The sequence below is a fragment of the Pseudomonas synxantha genome (assembly GCF_900105675.1).
In the GTDB taxonomy this organism is placed as follows: Bacteria; Pseudomonadota; Gammaproteobacteria; order Pseudomonadales; family Pseudomonadaceae; genus Aquipseudomonas; species Aquipseudomonas synxantha.
In genome coordinates this window covers 6,754,331-6,768,051 of the sequence record NZ_LT629786.1, presented here as the reverse complement: position 1 = coordinate 6,768,051, position 13,721 = coordinate 6,754,331, and the positions used below count along the sequence as shown (strand labels likewise).

The window sequence follows — 13,721 nt, the reverse complement described above, 5'->3', positions numbered from 1 at the left end:
GCAAGAGCGACGTGACGAACGGCCTGTAACCGGCCTCGTCGGGCACTTTCCTCGAAAAACCTGTCACGCCTGCCGAATCAAACATGCAGACGCAAAAAAGCCGGGAATTTCCCGGCTGCCGCATCATACACCCGTTTTCTGAAAGGAGCACCCCGCCAGGCATTTTAGCCGCCCGACGGAGTGCGTCCTACAGAATTACAGGCTGGTTACTTGGACTTTTCCAGGTAGCGGAAGAAGTCGCTGCTTGGGTCCAGCACCATGACGTCGGTTTTGTTCGCGAAGCTTTCACGGTAGGCGCGCAGGCTACGGTAGAACGCGTAGAACTCCTGGTCCTGGCCGTAGGCCTTGGCGTAGATCGCCGCGGCTTGGGCATCACCATCACCACGGGCCTCTTCAGACTCGCGATAAGCTTCTGCCAGCAGGACACGGCGCTGACGGTCGGCATCCGCACGGATCCCCTCTGCCAGCTCGTTACCCTTGGCGCGGTGCTCACGGGCCTCGCGCTCACGCTCGGTGCTCATGCGCTCGAACACGCTGCGGTTGACTTCCTTGGGCAGGTCAATGGCCTTGACCCGGACATCGACCACTTCGATACCCAGCTCTTTTTCCGCCATGGTGTTCAGCGAACGCGTGATGTCAGCCATCAGCGCATCCCGCTCACCGGATACCACCTCGTGCAGGGTGCGTTTACCAAACTGGTCACGCAGGCCCGATTCCAGACGACGCGACAGACGCTCGTCAGCAATCTGCTTGAGGCCGGAGGTCGCTGTGTAGAAGCGCTCGGCATCCTTGACGCGCCACTTGGCGTAGGCGTCAACCATCACGGCTTTCTTTTCCAGGGTCAGGAAGCGCTGTGTCGGTGCATCCAGGGTCATAAGGCGGGCGTCGAACTTGCGCACCTGGTTGACGTAGGGGACTTTCACATGCAGGCCCGGCTGGACATCCGCCTGGACCACACGACCGAATTGCAGCAGCACCGCACGCTCGGTCTGAGCCACGATGTAGAAGCAGTTCCAGGCAGCGATGACCACGACGACGCCCACAATCAGAGCGGTCAGCGATTTATTGCTCATCAACGACTCTCCCTGGTACGTGTTTGCTGTTGCAGCAAGTCAGCGGCCGCACGGGCGCTCGCTTCGTTGGCAGCGGCACTGGAACCGGTAGACGGTGCGCTGGTGCCACTACGACCACCTTCGATCATCTTGTCCAGCGGCAGGTACAGCAGGTTGTTCTGCCCACCCTTGCTGCCAGTCACGAGAACCTTGCTGGTGTTGCTGAAGACTTCCTGCATGGTGTCCAGGTACAGACGCTCACGGGTGACTTCCGGCGCCTTGCGGTACTCGGCTACCAGCTTGGTAAAGCGATCTGCCTCACCCTTGGCACGGGAGACCACCTCATCGCGATAGCCGTTGGCATCCTCGATGATACGCTGGGCCTGGCCGCGGGCTTCCGGCACGACGCCGTTGGCGTAGGTTTCAGCCTGGTTGCGCGAACGCTGCTCGTCTTCACGGGCGCGGATCACGTCGTCAAAGGCTTCCTGCACTTCACGCGGTGCCGCTGCGCTCTGTACGTTCACCTGGGTGACGGTGATACCGGTGCGATAGGTGTCGAGGAAGCGTTGCAGACGCTCCTTGATTTCGCTTGCCATCAATTCACGACCTTCGGTGAGCACCTGGTCCATGGCGGTAGAACCCACCACGTGGCGCAGGGCACTTTCGGTTGCGTGTTGCAGGCTGATTTCCGGCTGGTCGACGTTCAGAACGAAGTCCTGCAGGTTGCTGATCTTGTACTGCACGGTCAGCGGCACTTCGACGATGTTCTCGTCTTCGGTCAGCATCTGGCCCTGCTTGGTGTACGCCCGCTCACGCGTGACGTTCTCCATGTACTTCTTGTCGATCGGCGGGAAATAGATATTCAGGCCCGGGCCGACAGTCTCGTAGTACTTGCCGAAGCGCAGCACCACGGCCTGCTCCTGCTCGTCCACGACGTATACCGCACTGTAGAGCCACACGGCCGCCAGCACGACAAGACCCAGGCCCAACAGGCCATAGCCACCGCCCTTGCTTGTGCGACCGCCGTCGTCACCACCACGTTTTTTTCCACCACCGAACAACCCATTCAGGCTTTCCTGCAGCTTTCGGAAGGCCTCGTCGAGATCCGGTGGCCCCTTGCGGTCGCCATTATTGCGGCGCTTACCACCCCAAGGATCCTGATTATTCGAGTTGCCACCCGGCTCATTCCAAGCCATAGCGCTCTCCATCTGATAAAGCAAAGACGCACCCACGGCGCGCCGACCAATGCTACAGAATGCCTGCTACCGCGGCACAACCGCTTTAGGAGGCTTTTATTGCAAAGTGTGTTGTTCGATGAACTCTGCCGGTACAACACCCTCGCGACTGACCAGTCGATTGAGCTCCGAGCGCGGCAATCGAACGGCCAGCAAGCTGACACCTTCTTCGTCGTGTTCTTCTTTCTGTACCGCGCCCAACTCGAAAAACTGTGCACGCAGTCGAGCAAAACGCTGAGGCAAGCGCAAGGTACCGACGAACAAATCGCTGCCGAGCAATTCGGCAATGGCTTGTTCAAGCAGCTCCAGGCCACTGCCATCACGCGCCGACAACCAGACCCGTTGGGGCTTGCCGTTTTCGTCGCGCTGGATCTGTGGCTCAACGCCTTCGAGCAAATCGAGTTTGTTATAGACCTCGAGGATCGGCAAGTCCTGGGCACCAATCTCGCCCAGCACCACCATGACCTGTTCAATTTGCAGCATGCGATCCGGTTCGGCCGCATCGATCACGTGCAAGAGCAGGTCGGAATTGCTCGACTCTTCGAGCGTAGACCGAAATGCCTCGACCAGCTTGTGGGGCAAGTGACGGATGAAGCCCACTGTATCGGCCAGGACAATCGGCCCCAGGTCGTCGATATCCAGGCGGCGCAGGGTCGGGTCGAGGGTTGCGAACAGTTGGTCGGCCGCGTACACGTCCGATTTCGTCACGTTGTTGAACAGCGTGGATTTGCCGGCGTTGGTATAACCCACTAGGGAAACGGTCGGGATATCCGCGCGGGTACGGCCACGTCGCGATTGCTCGCGTTGGCTGCGCACTTTCTCGAGGCGGCCCTTGATCTGGCGCAGGCGAACCCGCAGCAGGCGCCGGTCGGTTTCCAGCTGGGTTTCACCCGGGCCTCGCATACCGATACCACCACCCTGGCGCTCAAGGTGAGTCCAGCCGCGAACCAGGCGGGTGCTCATGTGGTCAAGCTGGGCCAGTTCGACCTGGAGCTTGCCTTCATGGGTACGGGCGCGCTGGGCAAAAATATCGAGGATGAGGCCGGTACGGTCAATCACGCGACACTCGAAAACACGTTCGAGGTTACGTTCCTGACTGGGCGTGAGAATGTGATTGAAGATCACCAGATCGGCTTCTTCGGCGTGGACCAGGTCGCGCAATTCCTCGACCTTGCCGCTGCCTATCAGGTATTTGGCGGTTGGCCGATGACGCGGCACGTTAAAAAACGCAACGGTCTCGGCGCCGGCCGAATTTGCCAACTCCTGAAACTCCTGCGGATCTTCGCGCGCCTCAGGGTCCTGTCCATCCAAGTGAACGAGGATTACTCGCTCACCACCACCGTGGCGCTCAAAGAACAAAGGAGACTCCTATCAGGCGTTACCTGGCTCAGCGTCACCCTGTTCGTCACCTGCTGCGCTAGGCAGACGAATTGGACGAACTGGAACGACTGTCGAGATAGCGTGCTTGTAGACCATCTGGCTGACGGTGTTTTTCAGCAGGATCACGAACTGGTCGAACGACTCGATCGTACCTTGCAGCTTGATACCGTTGACCAGGTAGATGGAAACCCCCACTTTCTCTTTACGTAAAGTATTCAAGTAAGGGTCTTGTAGCGAATGCCCTTTTGACATGTGCCGCACTCCTTTAAGGATCAATAATAAAAAATCGGAAAATAGATAGCTTATGGCCGCCACACCCCCAAGGATAGACGGCAATTGCAAGGACTCAGCTCAATATGGAGACCGTTCCCAAGTATTTCAAGGCGCGTGACAGATTGTCGCTGTCCAGGCTGTCCAACCAGTGCAAATCGCTCCAGCTGCGCAGCCAGGTGAACTGGCGCTTCGCCAATTGGCGCGTGGCAATGATGCCGCGCTCCTGCATTTCGGCTGACGTCAGCTTGCCATCCAGATGATCCCAGACTTGGCGGTAGCCTACAGCACGTATCGAAGGCAGCCCGGGATGCAGGTCACCTCTTGAACGCAGTGCTACGACCTCCTCCACAAACCCCTGTTCCAACATAATTGTGAATCTTTGTGCAATTCGTTCATGCAGCACCTGGCGATTTGCCGGAGCGATGGCCAGGTTCGCCACAGTATAGGGCAATTGTGACTGTCCAGATGCGCCTGCATCAGCACTTTGCGCACTTTGTTTCAGCCTGTGTTCAGTCATGGTCCGGCCACTCACACGCCAGACTTCCAAGGCACGGGTGAGGCGCTGGGGGTCATTGGGGTGAATGCGCGCCGCGGACACCGGGTCCACCGCCGCCAATTGATCGTGCAAGGCTTGCCAGCCGAGGCGTGCAGCCTCTTCTTCGAGTTCGGCGCGCACTTGGGCGTCAGCAGGCGGCATATCGGCCAGGCCTTCCTGCAAAGCCTTGTAGTAGAGCATCGTACCGCCCACTAGCAGCGGAATATTGCCCCGCGCGGTGATCTCAGCCATGGCCGCCAGGGCGTCGGTACGAAAATCCGCGGCCGAATAGCTCTCGGCCGGGTCGATGATGTCGATCAAACGGTGCGGATACTGGGCCAACAACGCTTTCGACGGCTTGGCAGTACCAATGTCCATGTCCCGGTAAACCAGGGCAGAGTCAACGCTGATCAGCTCGCAGGGCAACACCTTGGTCAGCTCGATGGCCAGGTCGGTCTTGCCGGCGGCCGTGGGGCCCATCAGGAAGATAGCGGGGGGCAAGGCGCTCATCAACGGCCGCGCAAGAAGAGTTTGTCCAGATCGTCCAGTCCCATCTGGGTCCAGGTCGGTCGGCCATGGTTGCATTGGCCGCTGCGCTCGGTGTTTTCCATGTCGCGCAGCAGGCCGTTCATTTCCGGCAGGGCCAGGCGGCGATTGGCGCGAATGGCACCGTGGCAGGCCATGGTGCCAAGCAGCTCATTGATATGCGCCTGGATACGGTCACTGGTGCCGTATTCCATCAGGTCTGCCAGCACGTCGGCCACCAGGCGGTTGGCCTCGGCCTGCTTGAGCAAGGCGGGTATCTGACGGATCGCCAGGGTTTCCGGGCCCAGGCGCTGCAATTCGAAGCCAAGTTTCTGGAACACACTGTGATGCTCTTCGGCGCAATCGGCCTCGCGCTGGCTCACCGCCAGGGACTCCGGCACCAGCAGCGGCTGGCCGCTGAGGCCTTCGCTGGCCATGGCAACTTTCAGGCGCTCGTACATGATCCGTTCGTGGGCGGCGTGCATGTCCACCAGCACCAGGCCATGGGCATTTTCCGCAAGAATGTAGATGCCCTTGAGCTGCGCCAGGGCATAGCCCAGTGGCGGAATATCACCGCCGCCTTCCGGCAGTGAAGGAGCAATACCCGGCTCGGCGCCCGGCAGCGGCGCGAAAAACTCACGGTACGCCGCCTGGGCCTCGGCCACCGGCACTGTCGATTGCGGCCGCGGCGTGTATTGATACTGATAGCCCGCACCGGCACCCGAGTTCGGCGCCGTGTAGGTCGGTTGCGACTGTGGCGATTGCAGCAGGTTGGCGGCCAGGCTCATTTCACCCTGGGGGCCGAACTCTCCGGCTTCCGGGCCAGTTGGCCGTACCACGGCCGTGACAATCGGCGCTGACAGTTGGTCATCCGGACGCACATCGCCCAAGGCGCGGTGCAGCGTGCCATACAGGAAGTCATGCACCATGCGCCCATCACGGAAGCGCACTTCGTGCTTGGTCGGGTGCACGTTGACGTCGACCACCGACGGGTCGACCTCAAAGAACAGCACAAACGTCGGGTGCCGCCCGTTGAACAGCACGTCGCGGTAGGCCTGGCGCACCGCGTGGGCCACCAGCTTGTCGCGTACCGCACGGCCGTTCACAAAGAAATACTGCAAGTCGGCCTGGCTACGGGAAAACGTCGGCAACCCGACCCAGCCCCACAGCCTCAGGCCATTGCGTTCGATCTCAATCGGCAGTGCCTGCTCCAGGAACCCGCTACCGCACACTGCCGCCACCCGGCGAGCGCGTGCGGCGTCGTCGTGGGCTTCGTGCAGGCTGAGGATGGTCTTGCCGTTGTGGCGCAGATGAAACGCCACATCGAAGCGGGCCAGGGCCAGGCGCTTGATGACTTCTTGCAGGTGGTCGAATTCGGTTTTCTCGGCCTTGAGGAATTTGCGCCGTGCCGGGGTGTTGAAGAACAGGTCGCGTACTTCCACCGAAGTGCCCACCGGGTGCGCCGCCGGCTGAACCCGAGGCGCCATGTCGCGACCTTCGGTTTCCACTTGCCAGGCTTGCTCGGCACTGCGTGTGCGGGAAGTGAGAGTCAGGCGGGCCACGGAACTGATGGAGGCCAGGGCCTCACCGCGAAAGCCCAGGCTCATGACCCGCTCCAGGTCTTCCAGGTCGCGTATCTTGCTGGTGGCGTGGCGGGCCAGGGCCAGCGGCAGGTCATCGGCGGAGATGCCACTGCCGTCGTCGCGCACCCGCAGCAGCTTGACACCGCCCTGCTCCACGTCGACATCGATGCGCTTGGCGCCCGAGTCGATGCTGTTTTCCAGCAACTCCTTGATCACCGAAGCCGGGCGCTCAACGACCTCACCGGCGGCGATCTGGTTGGCAAGACGCGGGCTGAGCAATTCAATGCGCGAGCCGCTGTTCAAGATGGATTCGCTCATTACTGCGCCGCCAATTCAGTGCCGGGAATGGTCAACACCTGGCCGATCTTCAATTCATCGCTTTTCAGGTTATTGGCGCTGCGCAAGGCCGCAGGCGTGACTTGGAAACGTACTGCCAGCATGGCGACGGTATCACCGGGCTGCACGCGATGGTCACGCGGGCCCTGGGCGATCTTGCCGGAGTCGCGCAGCCAGGCGATATAGGTGCCCGGCGGCGGGTTCTGCTGGAAGAACTGGCGCACGCCGGCGCTGATCGAGCGTGCCAACGCCTGCTGATGGCTGGCGCTGGCCAGCTTCGACGCCTCGTTGGCGTTGGAGATAAACCCGGTTTCCACCAGGATCGACGGGATATCCGGCGACTTCAACACCATGAACCCGGCCTGCTCCACGCGCTGTTTGTGCAGCGAGGTCACGCGACCGATGTTGCTCAGGACTTTCTGGCCGACGTTCAGGCTGGAGGTCAGCGAGGCGGTCATCGACAGGTCGAGCAGCACGCCGGCGAGCATCTTGTCCTTATCGTCGAGGGACACGTTGCCGGCCCCGCCGATCAAGTCGGAACGGTTTTCACTGTCGGCCAGCCAGCGGGCGGTCTCGGAGGTGGCGCCGCGATCCGACAGGGCAAACACCGAAGCACCAAAGGCGGCAGTGGACGGGGCGGCGTCGGCATGGATCGACACGAACAGGTCAGCACCCTTCTTACGGGCGATTTCGGTACGGCCACGCAAAGGAATGAAGTAGTCACCGGTGCGCGTCAGCTCGGCACGGTAGCCCTTCATGCCGTTGATCTGGCGCTGCAGCTCGCGGGCGATCGCCAGTACCACGTCCTTCTCATGCTGGCCACGGGAGCCGGAGGCACCCGGGTCTTCGCCACCGTGGCCGGCGTCGATCACCACGATGATGTCGCGCTTGCCAGCCGGTGCGGGCGGCGGAGGTGGCAGCTTGACCTGGGGTTGCGAGGGGTTGACCGGCACCGCCGGTACCGTCGCCACGCTTGGCGTCGGCGCAGGCGGCGGTGCGGCGTCGGCAGGGTTGTCGAACAGGTCGACCACCAGGCGGTTGCCGTATTGGGCGTTGGGTGCCAGCGAAAAACTTTTGGGGGTCACGGCCTTTTTCAGGTCGATGACCACGCGCAGGTCGGTCGGCGTACGCTGGGCCGAGCGCATGGCGGTAATTGGCGTGTTGGCGGTAGAAACCTTCAGCGGCGCGGCCAGACTGGCACCATTGATGTCTATCACCAGGCGATCAGGTGCCGTCAGGGTAAAGACACTGTGCTGGACCGGGCCAGACAGGTCGAACACCAGTCGCGTGTTATCCGGCGCTCGCCACAGGCGAACACTCTTTACCTGTGAAGCAGCCAGAGCATTGACAGTCATTGCCGCAAGCAACACCCCCACGACAGCAACCAACGCGCGAAAGCGCATACCTAACCCCACCAATTTTATTTGAATTCCAATGCCAGAGTGGCGCACCACGCTTTAGCGCGCTCGCTCTGGGGCAACAACTTCAGCTGACGTCCGTGCTCATGCGGCGTAATGGTAATGGTCATGTCTGGCTTTGGCAAAAAGCCTGTGCCTTTATCTGGCCATTCGATCAGGCATAGCGCATCTTCGTCGAAATAATCACGGATACCCATGAATTCGAGCTCTTCGGGGTCGACCAGGCGATAGAGGTCGAAGTGGAAGGCACGCACGTCACCGATCTCGTAGGGCTCTACCAAAGTGAACGTCGGGCTTTTGACCGCGCCCGTATGGCCAAGACCGCGAATAATTCCTCGCGACAGTGTGGTCTTGCCGGCCCCAAGGTCACCCTCGAGAAAAATCAATCCTGCCCCGGCGGTGACCTGCGAGATGCGTTGACCGAACGCAACCATGGCGTCTTCATTCGCCAAGGAAAGCACTAATTCAGGCACGGTGACTGCTCCTCCAGCAATTGACGAATGGCAGGTATCAGGTCGCTGGCAGCCAGGCCGCGACCAAAACTGCCTTGGCGATCTCCCGCCGTGGCGTGCAACCATACCGCCAGGCAACTTGCCTCATAGGCGGACATGCCCTGGGCCAATAACGCGCCGACCAGGCCGGCCAAGACATCACCAAGCCCAGCCGTCGCCATGGCCGGATGGCCTTGATCACAGCGGGAAACACGTCCGTCCGGGCTAGCAATCAAACTGCCAGCACCCTTGAGGATAGCCACCGCATTGAATTTCTCGCTCAACGCGCGCGCCACCTTAAGGCGGTCTGCCTGAACCTCGGCTGTCGAGATACCCAACAACCGCGCTGCTTCACCTGGATGCGGGGTGATCACGCTATTGGCAGGAAGGCTGACGCTGCCTGTGGCCAGCTGATTCAAGGCGTCAGCATCCCAGACCTGCGGCTGCTGGGCATTGGCCGCCACGGACAGCAGGCTTTTGCCCCACGCCGCAGCGCCCAAGCCAGGGCCAATCACGATGACCGAGATTTTTTCCAGCAGGCTCATCAACTGGTTCGCAGAGCTGACGCCCACCGTCATCACTTCCGGCAGCCGTGCCAGCGCCGCCGGCACATGCTCAGGGCGGGTCGCCAGGGACACCATGCCGGCACCGCCGCGCAGGGCACTTTCGGTACTCAGTAACGCCGCGCCACCAAAGCCGCGGTCGCCACCGATGACTAATACATGGCCGAACTGGCCTTTATGGGCATCCGGGGAACGCGCAGCCAGTTGCGGCAAATGGCCGGGCAACAGGGGCTGAACGTCGGTTATTTGGTGTTTTGTCTGAGGCATGCGTCTTCAAGCTCCGATGTCTGGCAGAATTATACGCATCTAACCCGTGGTTTCCTGTGTCTCATGCCTGCTATTACCTCCGATCTGCCCGCCCTCGCCCAATCGATCAAAGACTGGGGCCGCGAGCTGGGCTTCCAACAAGTCGGCATCAGCGGCCTCGACCTGGCTGAGCATGAACAGCACCTGCAACGCTGGCTCGACGCGGGCTACCACGGCGAGATGGACTACATGGGCGCCCACGGCAGCAAACGTTCACACCCCGACGAGCTGGTGCCCGGCACCTTGCGCGTGGTGTCGCTGCGCATGGACTACCTGCCCGGCGATACCCAGATGGCACAACTGCTGGCCAAGCCGGAAAAAGCCTACATCTCGCGCTACGCCCTGGGCCGCGACTACCACAAGCTGATCCGCAAGCGCGTGCAGCAATTGGCCGATCGCATCCAGGCACAGATCGGCCCCTTCGGTTTTCGCGCCTTTGTCGACAGCGCCCCCGTATTGGAAAAAGCTATCGCCGAACAAGCCGGACTGGGTTGGATCGGTAAAAACACCTTGGTACTCAACCGCAAGGCCGGCAGTTATTTCTTCTTGAGCGAACTGTTTGTGGATCTGCCGCTGCCGCTGGACCCGCCCCATGTCACCGAACACTGTGGCCGCTGCACCGCCTGCCTGGACATCTGCCCCACCAATGCCTTCGTCGGCCCTTACGTGCTGGACGCCCGGCGCTGCATTTCCTACCTGACCATCGAACTCAAGAGCGCCATCCCCGAGGACCTGCGCCCACTGATCGGTAACCGCGTATTTGGCTGCGATGACTGTCAGATCGTTTGCCCGTGGAATCGTTTCGCCCGACCTACCGCCGAAAGCGATTTCAAGCCACGGCACAATCTGGATAACGCGGAACTTGCCGAACTGTTCATGTGGGACGAGGATAAATTTCTCAGCAGTACCGAAGGTTCACCCTTGCGCCGTGCCGGGTACGAGCGCTGGTTGCGCAACCTGGCGGTAGGCCTGGGTAATGCGCCGTCGAGCATACCGGTGCTGGAAGCCTTGAAGGCGCGGCGGGATTACCCGTCGGAGTTGGTGCGCGAGCATGTGGAATGGGCGCTCAAGCAACACGCTGGTCGTCAGTGAACGTCATCGTTGTAGACGAACTTGGGCATTTCCCAGTGAAAACGGATCGCCAGCAGGCGCAATAGAAAGCCGCTGAACAACGTCAGCAGAATTGCCTGCTCACTCGGCAGTTCCAGATAAAGACACAGCAGATAGAACCACGCGGCCAGGAATGACACGCTGGCGTACAGCTCGCGGCGGAAGATCAGCGGGATGTCGTTGCAGAAGATATCCCGCAGAATACCGCCGAAGACACCGGTGATCACCCCACTGACCGACGCCACCAACATGCCGTGGCCCATTTCCAGGGCGGTCATGCAGCCAATCAGGGTAAATGCCACCAAGCCCAAGGCGTCCAACGCCAAAAACAGCGAGCGCAGGCGGCGCATCAGCGGTGCGATAAAAATCGTCACCAACGCCGCGACGGAGGTGAGCACCAGATATTCCGGGTGTTTTACCCACGTCAGCGGGTAGTGACCAAGTAATACATCGCGCACCGAACCACCGCCCAAGGCCGTCACACAGGCGATCAGCACCACGCCAAACCAGTCCATGCCACGCCGACCGGCAGACAACGCGCCAGTCATGGCTTCGGCCGTGATGGCGATGAGGTAGAGCATCAGCAACATGATGGCGATCCTTGCAGAGAGGCCGGCAGTCTAATCATTTGCTGATGGCACCAAAAGGGGGCAAACGCTCTCCAACACTTGGATTTGCAAACCCATTCAAGTGTGGGAAGGGGCTTGCCCCCGATGAGCATGGGTATCTACACAACTCTGACATGCGACCGTCAGTAACCACGATGCGAAGCGAGCCGCTCTTGATCTTGGTTACTTACGCGCTTTTCGAAAGTGACCCGCCGTAAGGGCGGAACCAATAGCGGCCGTCAACTAAACAATGGATATGTACTCGATCCAACCGAACATCCTGGTCGGCTGTGAGGCCGCCATCGGGGGCAAGCCCCCTCCCACATGGGCCGGCGGCGCACCAGAAGTTGTGTAGATACCCATGCCCCGATGAGGGAGTGTCAGTCAATGCATCTGGGGCTGGCACACCGCCATCGGGAGCAAGCCCCCTCCCACATGTTCAGCAGTCGCCCAGTTTTCAAGCCTTGATGAAATGCTTGCGGTAATGCTGCAACTCGGCAATCGACTCGCGAATATCATCCAGCGCCAGGTGCGTGCTGCCTTTATGGAAGCTGTCCTTGACCTCCGGCGCCCAACGCGCAGCCAGCTCTTTCAACGTCGACACGTCGAGGTTGCGATAGTGGAAGTAGCTCTCCAGTGCCTTCATATGCGTATAAAGGAAGCGTCTGTCCTGGCAGATGCTGTTGCCGCAGATCGGCGACTTGCCCTTGGGTACCCACTTTTCCAGGAAGGCGATGGTTTCAGCTTCGGCTTCGGCCATGCTGATGCGGCTGTCGCGCACGCGTTGGGTCAGGCCGGAGTTACCGTGGGTGCGGGTGTTCCACTCGTCCATGGTGGCGAGCACGGCGTCGCTATGGTGGATAGCGATCACCGGACCTTCGGCCAAGGTGTTGAGGTTGCTGTCGGTGACAATGGTCGCCATCTCGATAATGACGTCGGTGTCAGGGTTCAGACCGGTCATTTCCAGATCGATCCAAATCAGGTTCTGTGGGTTTTGCATGGCTTGATTCTCTTGGCACCTTGGCGTAGCCAGGCAGTTTAGCAGGCGGGGGCGTGCTAGACTCGCGACCGTTTTACCTAACCTTTGCATTATCGACACGGAACACCAATGGCCAAACGCCAGCTCAATCGTCGCCAAAACTGGCGCATCGAAAAGATTCAAGGTGAACGCGCCGCACGCGCCGCCAAACGTGAATCCTCCGCCGTGGAAGCACTCGAGGGCGGCGACCTGGGCCCAGAACAAACCGGCCTGGTGATCGCGCACTTCGGCGTGCAGGTCGAGGTCGAGGCGCTGGAAGGCGAGCTCGCAGGCTCAGTATCCCGTTGCCACCTGCGCGCCAATCTGCCTGCGCTGGTCACCGGCGACAAAGTCGTGTGGCGTGCCGGCAACCAGGGCATCGGCGTGATCGTCGCCCAATTGCCACGCAGCACCGAACTGCGCCGCCCCGACAGCCGTGGCCAGCTCAAGCCGGTAGCCGCCAACGTCGACATGATCGTGATCGTGTTCGCGCCGCTGCCCGAGCCCCATGCCAACCTGATCGACCGCTACCTGGTCGCGGCCGAGCATGCCGGTATTCGCCCGCTGTTGCTGCTGAACAAATTCGACCTGATCGACGAGCAGAACGCCCCGGCGCTCAATGCGTTGTTGGCGGTCTACCGCACCCTGGGCTACCCGGTGCTGGAAGTGTCGGCCCATCACGGCAACGGCATGGAACAACTGCAACAGCAGTTGGACGGGCGCATCAGCGTGTTTGTCGGCCAGTCCGGCGTGGGCAAGTCTTCGCTGGTCAACAGCCTGTTACCGGAAGTCGACACCCGCGTCGGCCCACTGTCGGAACTGTCCGGCCAGGGCACTCACACCACCACTACCGCGCGGTTGTTCCACTTTCCCGGCGGCGGCGAATTGATCGACTCCCCGGGCATCCGTGAATTCGGCCTCGGCCACGTCAGCCGCAGCGATGTGGAAGCGGGCTTCATCGAGTTCAACGACCTGATCGGCACCTGCCGCTTCCGCGACTGCAAGCACGACCGCGAGCCGGGCTGTGCGTTGCTCAAGGCCCTGGAAGATGGCCGCGTGCAACAGCAGCGGATGAACAGCTATCGGTCGATTATTGCGAGCCTACCTGAGAGCAGCTACTAAACCGCCAGCCTCTGTAGGAGCGAGCTTGCTCGCGAAGACCCCAAGAGCAACACGGGCATCCTGAATACACACGTTATCGTTGACGTTTTTCGCGAGCAAGCTCGCTCCTACAGTGAAACGGTAGATACAACAAGGCCGCGATCATCGCGGCCTTGTTGTATCTGGA

The 13,721-nt window shown here is 60.7% G+C and carries 13 protein-coding genes; 2 read left to right on the top strand and 11 right to left on the bottom strand.

Going from position 1 to position 13,721, the window contains the following annotated elements:
* Positions 1–206: 206 nt before the first annotated feature.
* The 9 genes from hflC to BLU48_RS31200 all read right to left on the bottom strand — a co-directional run bounded on the left by hflC (position 207) and on the right by BLU48_RS31200 (position 9,658).
* Positions 207–1,073, bottom strand: coding sequence for a protease modulator HflC (hflC, locus tag BLU48_RS31240; RefSeq protein ID WP_010213607.1), 867 nt, complete (start codon positions 1,071–1,073; stop codon positions 207–209).
* Positions 1,073–2,248 carry an FtsH protease activity modulator HflK gene (gene hflK / locus BLU48_RS31235; protein ID WP_046070644.1) on the bottom strand — a complete coding sequence of 392 codons (1,176 nt, stop codon included), beginning with the start codon at positions 2,246–2,248 and terminating at the stop codon, positions 1,073–1,075. The genes hflC and hflK overlap by 1 nt, the downstream gene beginning before the upstream one ends.
* 96 nt (positions 2,249–2,344) lie before the next feature.
* Entirely contained in the window at positions 2,345–3,646 is a 1,302-nt protein-coding gene (gene hflX, locus BLU48_RS31230; protein WP_043047876.1) for a ribosome rescue GTPase HflX, read from the bottom strand.
* A 12-nt stretch (positions 3,647–3,658) separates the two neighbouring features.
* Complete coding sequence (gene hfq, locus BLU48_RS31225; RefSeq protein WP_003188059.1) at positions 3,659–3,919, bottom strand: RNA chaperone Hfq; 261 nt, start codon at positions 3,917–3,919, stop codon at positions 3,659–3,661.
* Between the two features lie 94 nt (positions 3,920–4,013).
* Positions 4,014–4,985: a tRNA (adenosine(37)-N6)-dimethylallyltransferase MiaA gene (gene miaA / locus BLU48_RS31220; protein WP_046070643.1), complete on the bottom strand. Its 972-nt coding sequence runs from the start codon at positions 4,983–4,985 to the stop codon at positions 4,014–4,016.
* On the bottom strand, positions 4,985–6,901 hold the full coding sequence (mutL, locus tag BLU48_RS31215; protein ID WP_046070642.1) for a DNA mismatch repair endonuclease MutL: 1,917 nt from the start codon (positions 6,899–6,901) through the stop codon (positions 4,985–4,987). Before mutL ends, miaA begins: the two co-directional genes overlap by 1 nt.
* Positions 6,901–8,322 (bottom strand): N-acetylmuramoyl-L-alanine amidase, encoded by a 1,422-nt coding sequence (locus BLU48_RS31210; RefSeq protein WP_056847107.1) that lies wholly within the window; start codon positions 8,320–8,322, stop codon positions 6,901–6,903. Before BLU48_RS31210 ends, mutL begins: the two co-directional genes overlap by 1 nt.
* 17 nt (positions 8,323–8,339) lie before the next feature.
* Positions 8,340–8,771 (bottom strand): tRNA (adenosine(37)-N6)-threonylcarbamoyltransferase complex ATPase subunit type 1 TsaE, encoded by a 432-nt coding sequence (tsaE, locus tag BLU48_RS31205; protein ID WP_225924143.1) that lies wholly within the window; start codon positions 8,769–8,771, stop codon positions 8,340–8,342.
* Positions 8,772–8,797: 26 nt separating this feature from the next.
* The gene (locus BLU48_RS31200) at positions 8,798–9,658 is read right to left on the bottom strand and encodes an NAD(P)H-hydrate dehydratase (protein ID WP_057023431.1); all 861 of its coding nucleotides are present in this window, start codon (positions 9,656–9,658) and stop codon (positions 8,798–8,800) included.
* Between the two features lie 63 nt (positions 9,659–9,721).
* On the opposite strand from BLU48_RS31200, the gene queG reads away from it, so the two are divergent.
* Positions 9,722–10,789, top strand: coding sequence for a tRNA epoxyqueuosine(34) reductase QueG (queG, locus tag BLU48_RS31195; RefSeq protein ID WP_057023432.1), 1,068 nt, complete (start codon positions 9,722–9,724; stop codon positions 10,787–10,789).
* Here queG and BLU48_RS31190 read toward each other — a convergent pair.
* The gene (locus tag BLU48_RS31190) at positions 10,783–11,400 is read right to left on the bottom strand and encodes a trimeric intracellular cation channel family protein (protein WP_172833454.1); all 618 of its coding nucleotides are present in this window, start codon (positions 11,398–11,400) and stop codon (positions 10,783–10,785) included. The genes queG and BLU48_RS31190 overlap by 7 nt on opposite strands.
* 472 nt (positions 11,401–11,872) lie before the next feature.
* A complete protein-coding gene (gene orn / locus BLU48_RS31185; RefSeq protein WP_010213620.1) occupies positions 11,873–12,415 on the bottom strand; it encodes an oligoribonuclease in 543 nt (180 codons plus the stop codon).
* A 108-nt stretch (positions 12,416–12,523) separates the two neighbouring features.
* Between orn and rsgA the strand changes: the two genes are divergently transcribed.
* Positions 12,524–13,555, top strand: a complete 1,032-nt coding sequence (gene rsgA / locus BLU48_RS31180) for a small ribosomal subunit biogenesis GTPase RsgA (RefSeq protein WP_005784215.1) — start codon at positions 12,524–12,526, stop codon at positions 13,553–13,555.
* The last annotated feature ends 166 nt before the right edge of the window (positions 13,556–13,721 follow it).

Coding starts and splice junctions, on each gene's coding strand:
- hflC (WP_010213607.1), bottom strand. CDS start 1,073: ATGAGCAATAAATCGCTGACCGCTCTGATTGTGGGCGTCGTCGTGGTC.
- hflK (WP_046070644.1), bottom strand. CDS start 2,248: ATGGCTTGGAATGAGCCGGGTGGCAACTCGAATAATCAGGATCCTTGG.
- hfq (WP_003188059.1), bottom strand. CDS start 3,919: ATGTCAAAAGGGCATTCGCTACAAGACCCTTACTTGAATACTTTACGT.
- miaA (WP_046070643.1), bottom strand. CDS start 4,985: ATGAGCGCCTTGCCCCCCGCTATCTTCCTGATGGGCCCCACGGCCGCC.
- mutL (WP_046070642.1), bottom strand. CDS start 6,901: ATGAGCGAATCCATCTTGAACAGCGGCTCGCGCATTGAATTGCTCAGC.
- BLU48_RS31210 (WP_056847107.1), bottom strand. CDS start 8,322: ATGCGCTTTCGCGCGTTGGTTGCTGTCGTGGGGGTGTTGCTTGCGGCA.
- tsaE (WP_225924143.1), bottom strand. CDS start 8,771: ATGGTTGCGTTCGGTCAACGCATCTCGCAGGTCACCGCCGGGGCAGGA.
- BLU48_RS31200 (WP_057023431.1), bottom strand. CDS start 9,658: ATGCCTCAGACAAAACACCAAATAACCGACGTTCAGCCCCTGTTGCCC.
- queG (WP_057023432.1), top strand. CDS start 9,722: ATGCCTGCTATTACCTCCGATCTGCCCGCCCTCGCCCAATCGATCAAA.
- orn (WP_010213620.1), bottom strand. CDS start 12,415: ATGCAAAACCCACAGAACCTGATTTGGATCGATCTGGAAATGACCGGT.
- rsgA (WP_005784215.1), top strand. CDS start 12,524: ATGGCCAAACGCCAGCTCAATCGTCGCCAAAACTGGCGCATCGAAAAG.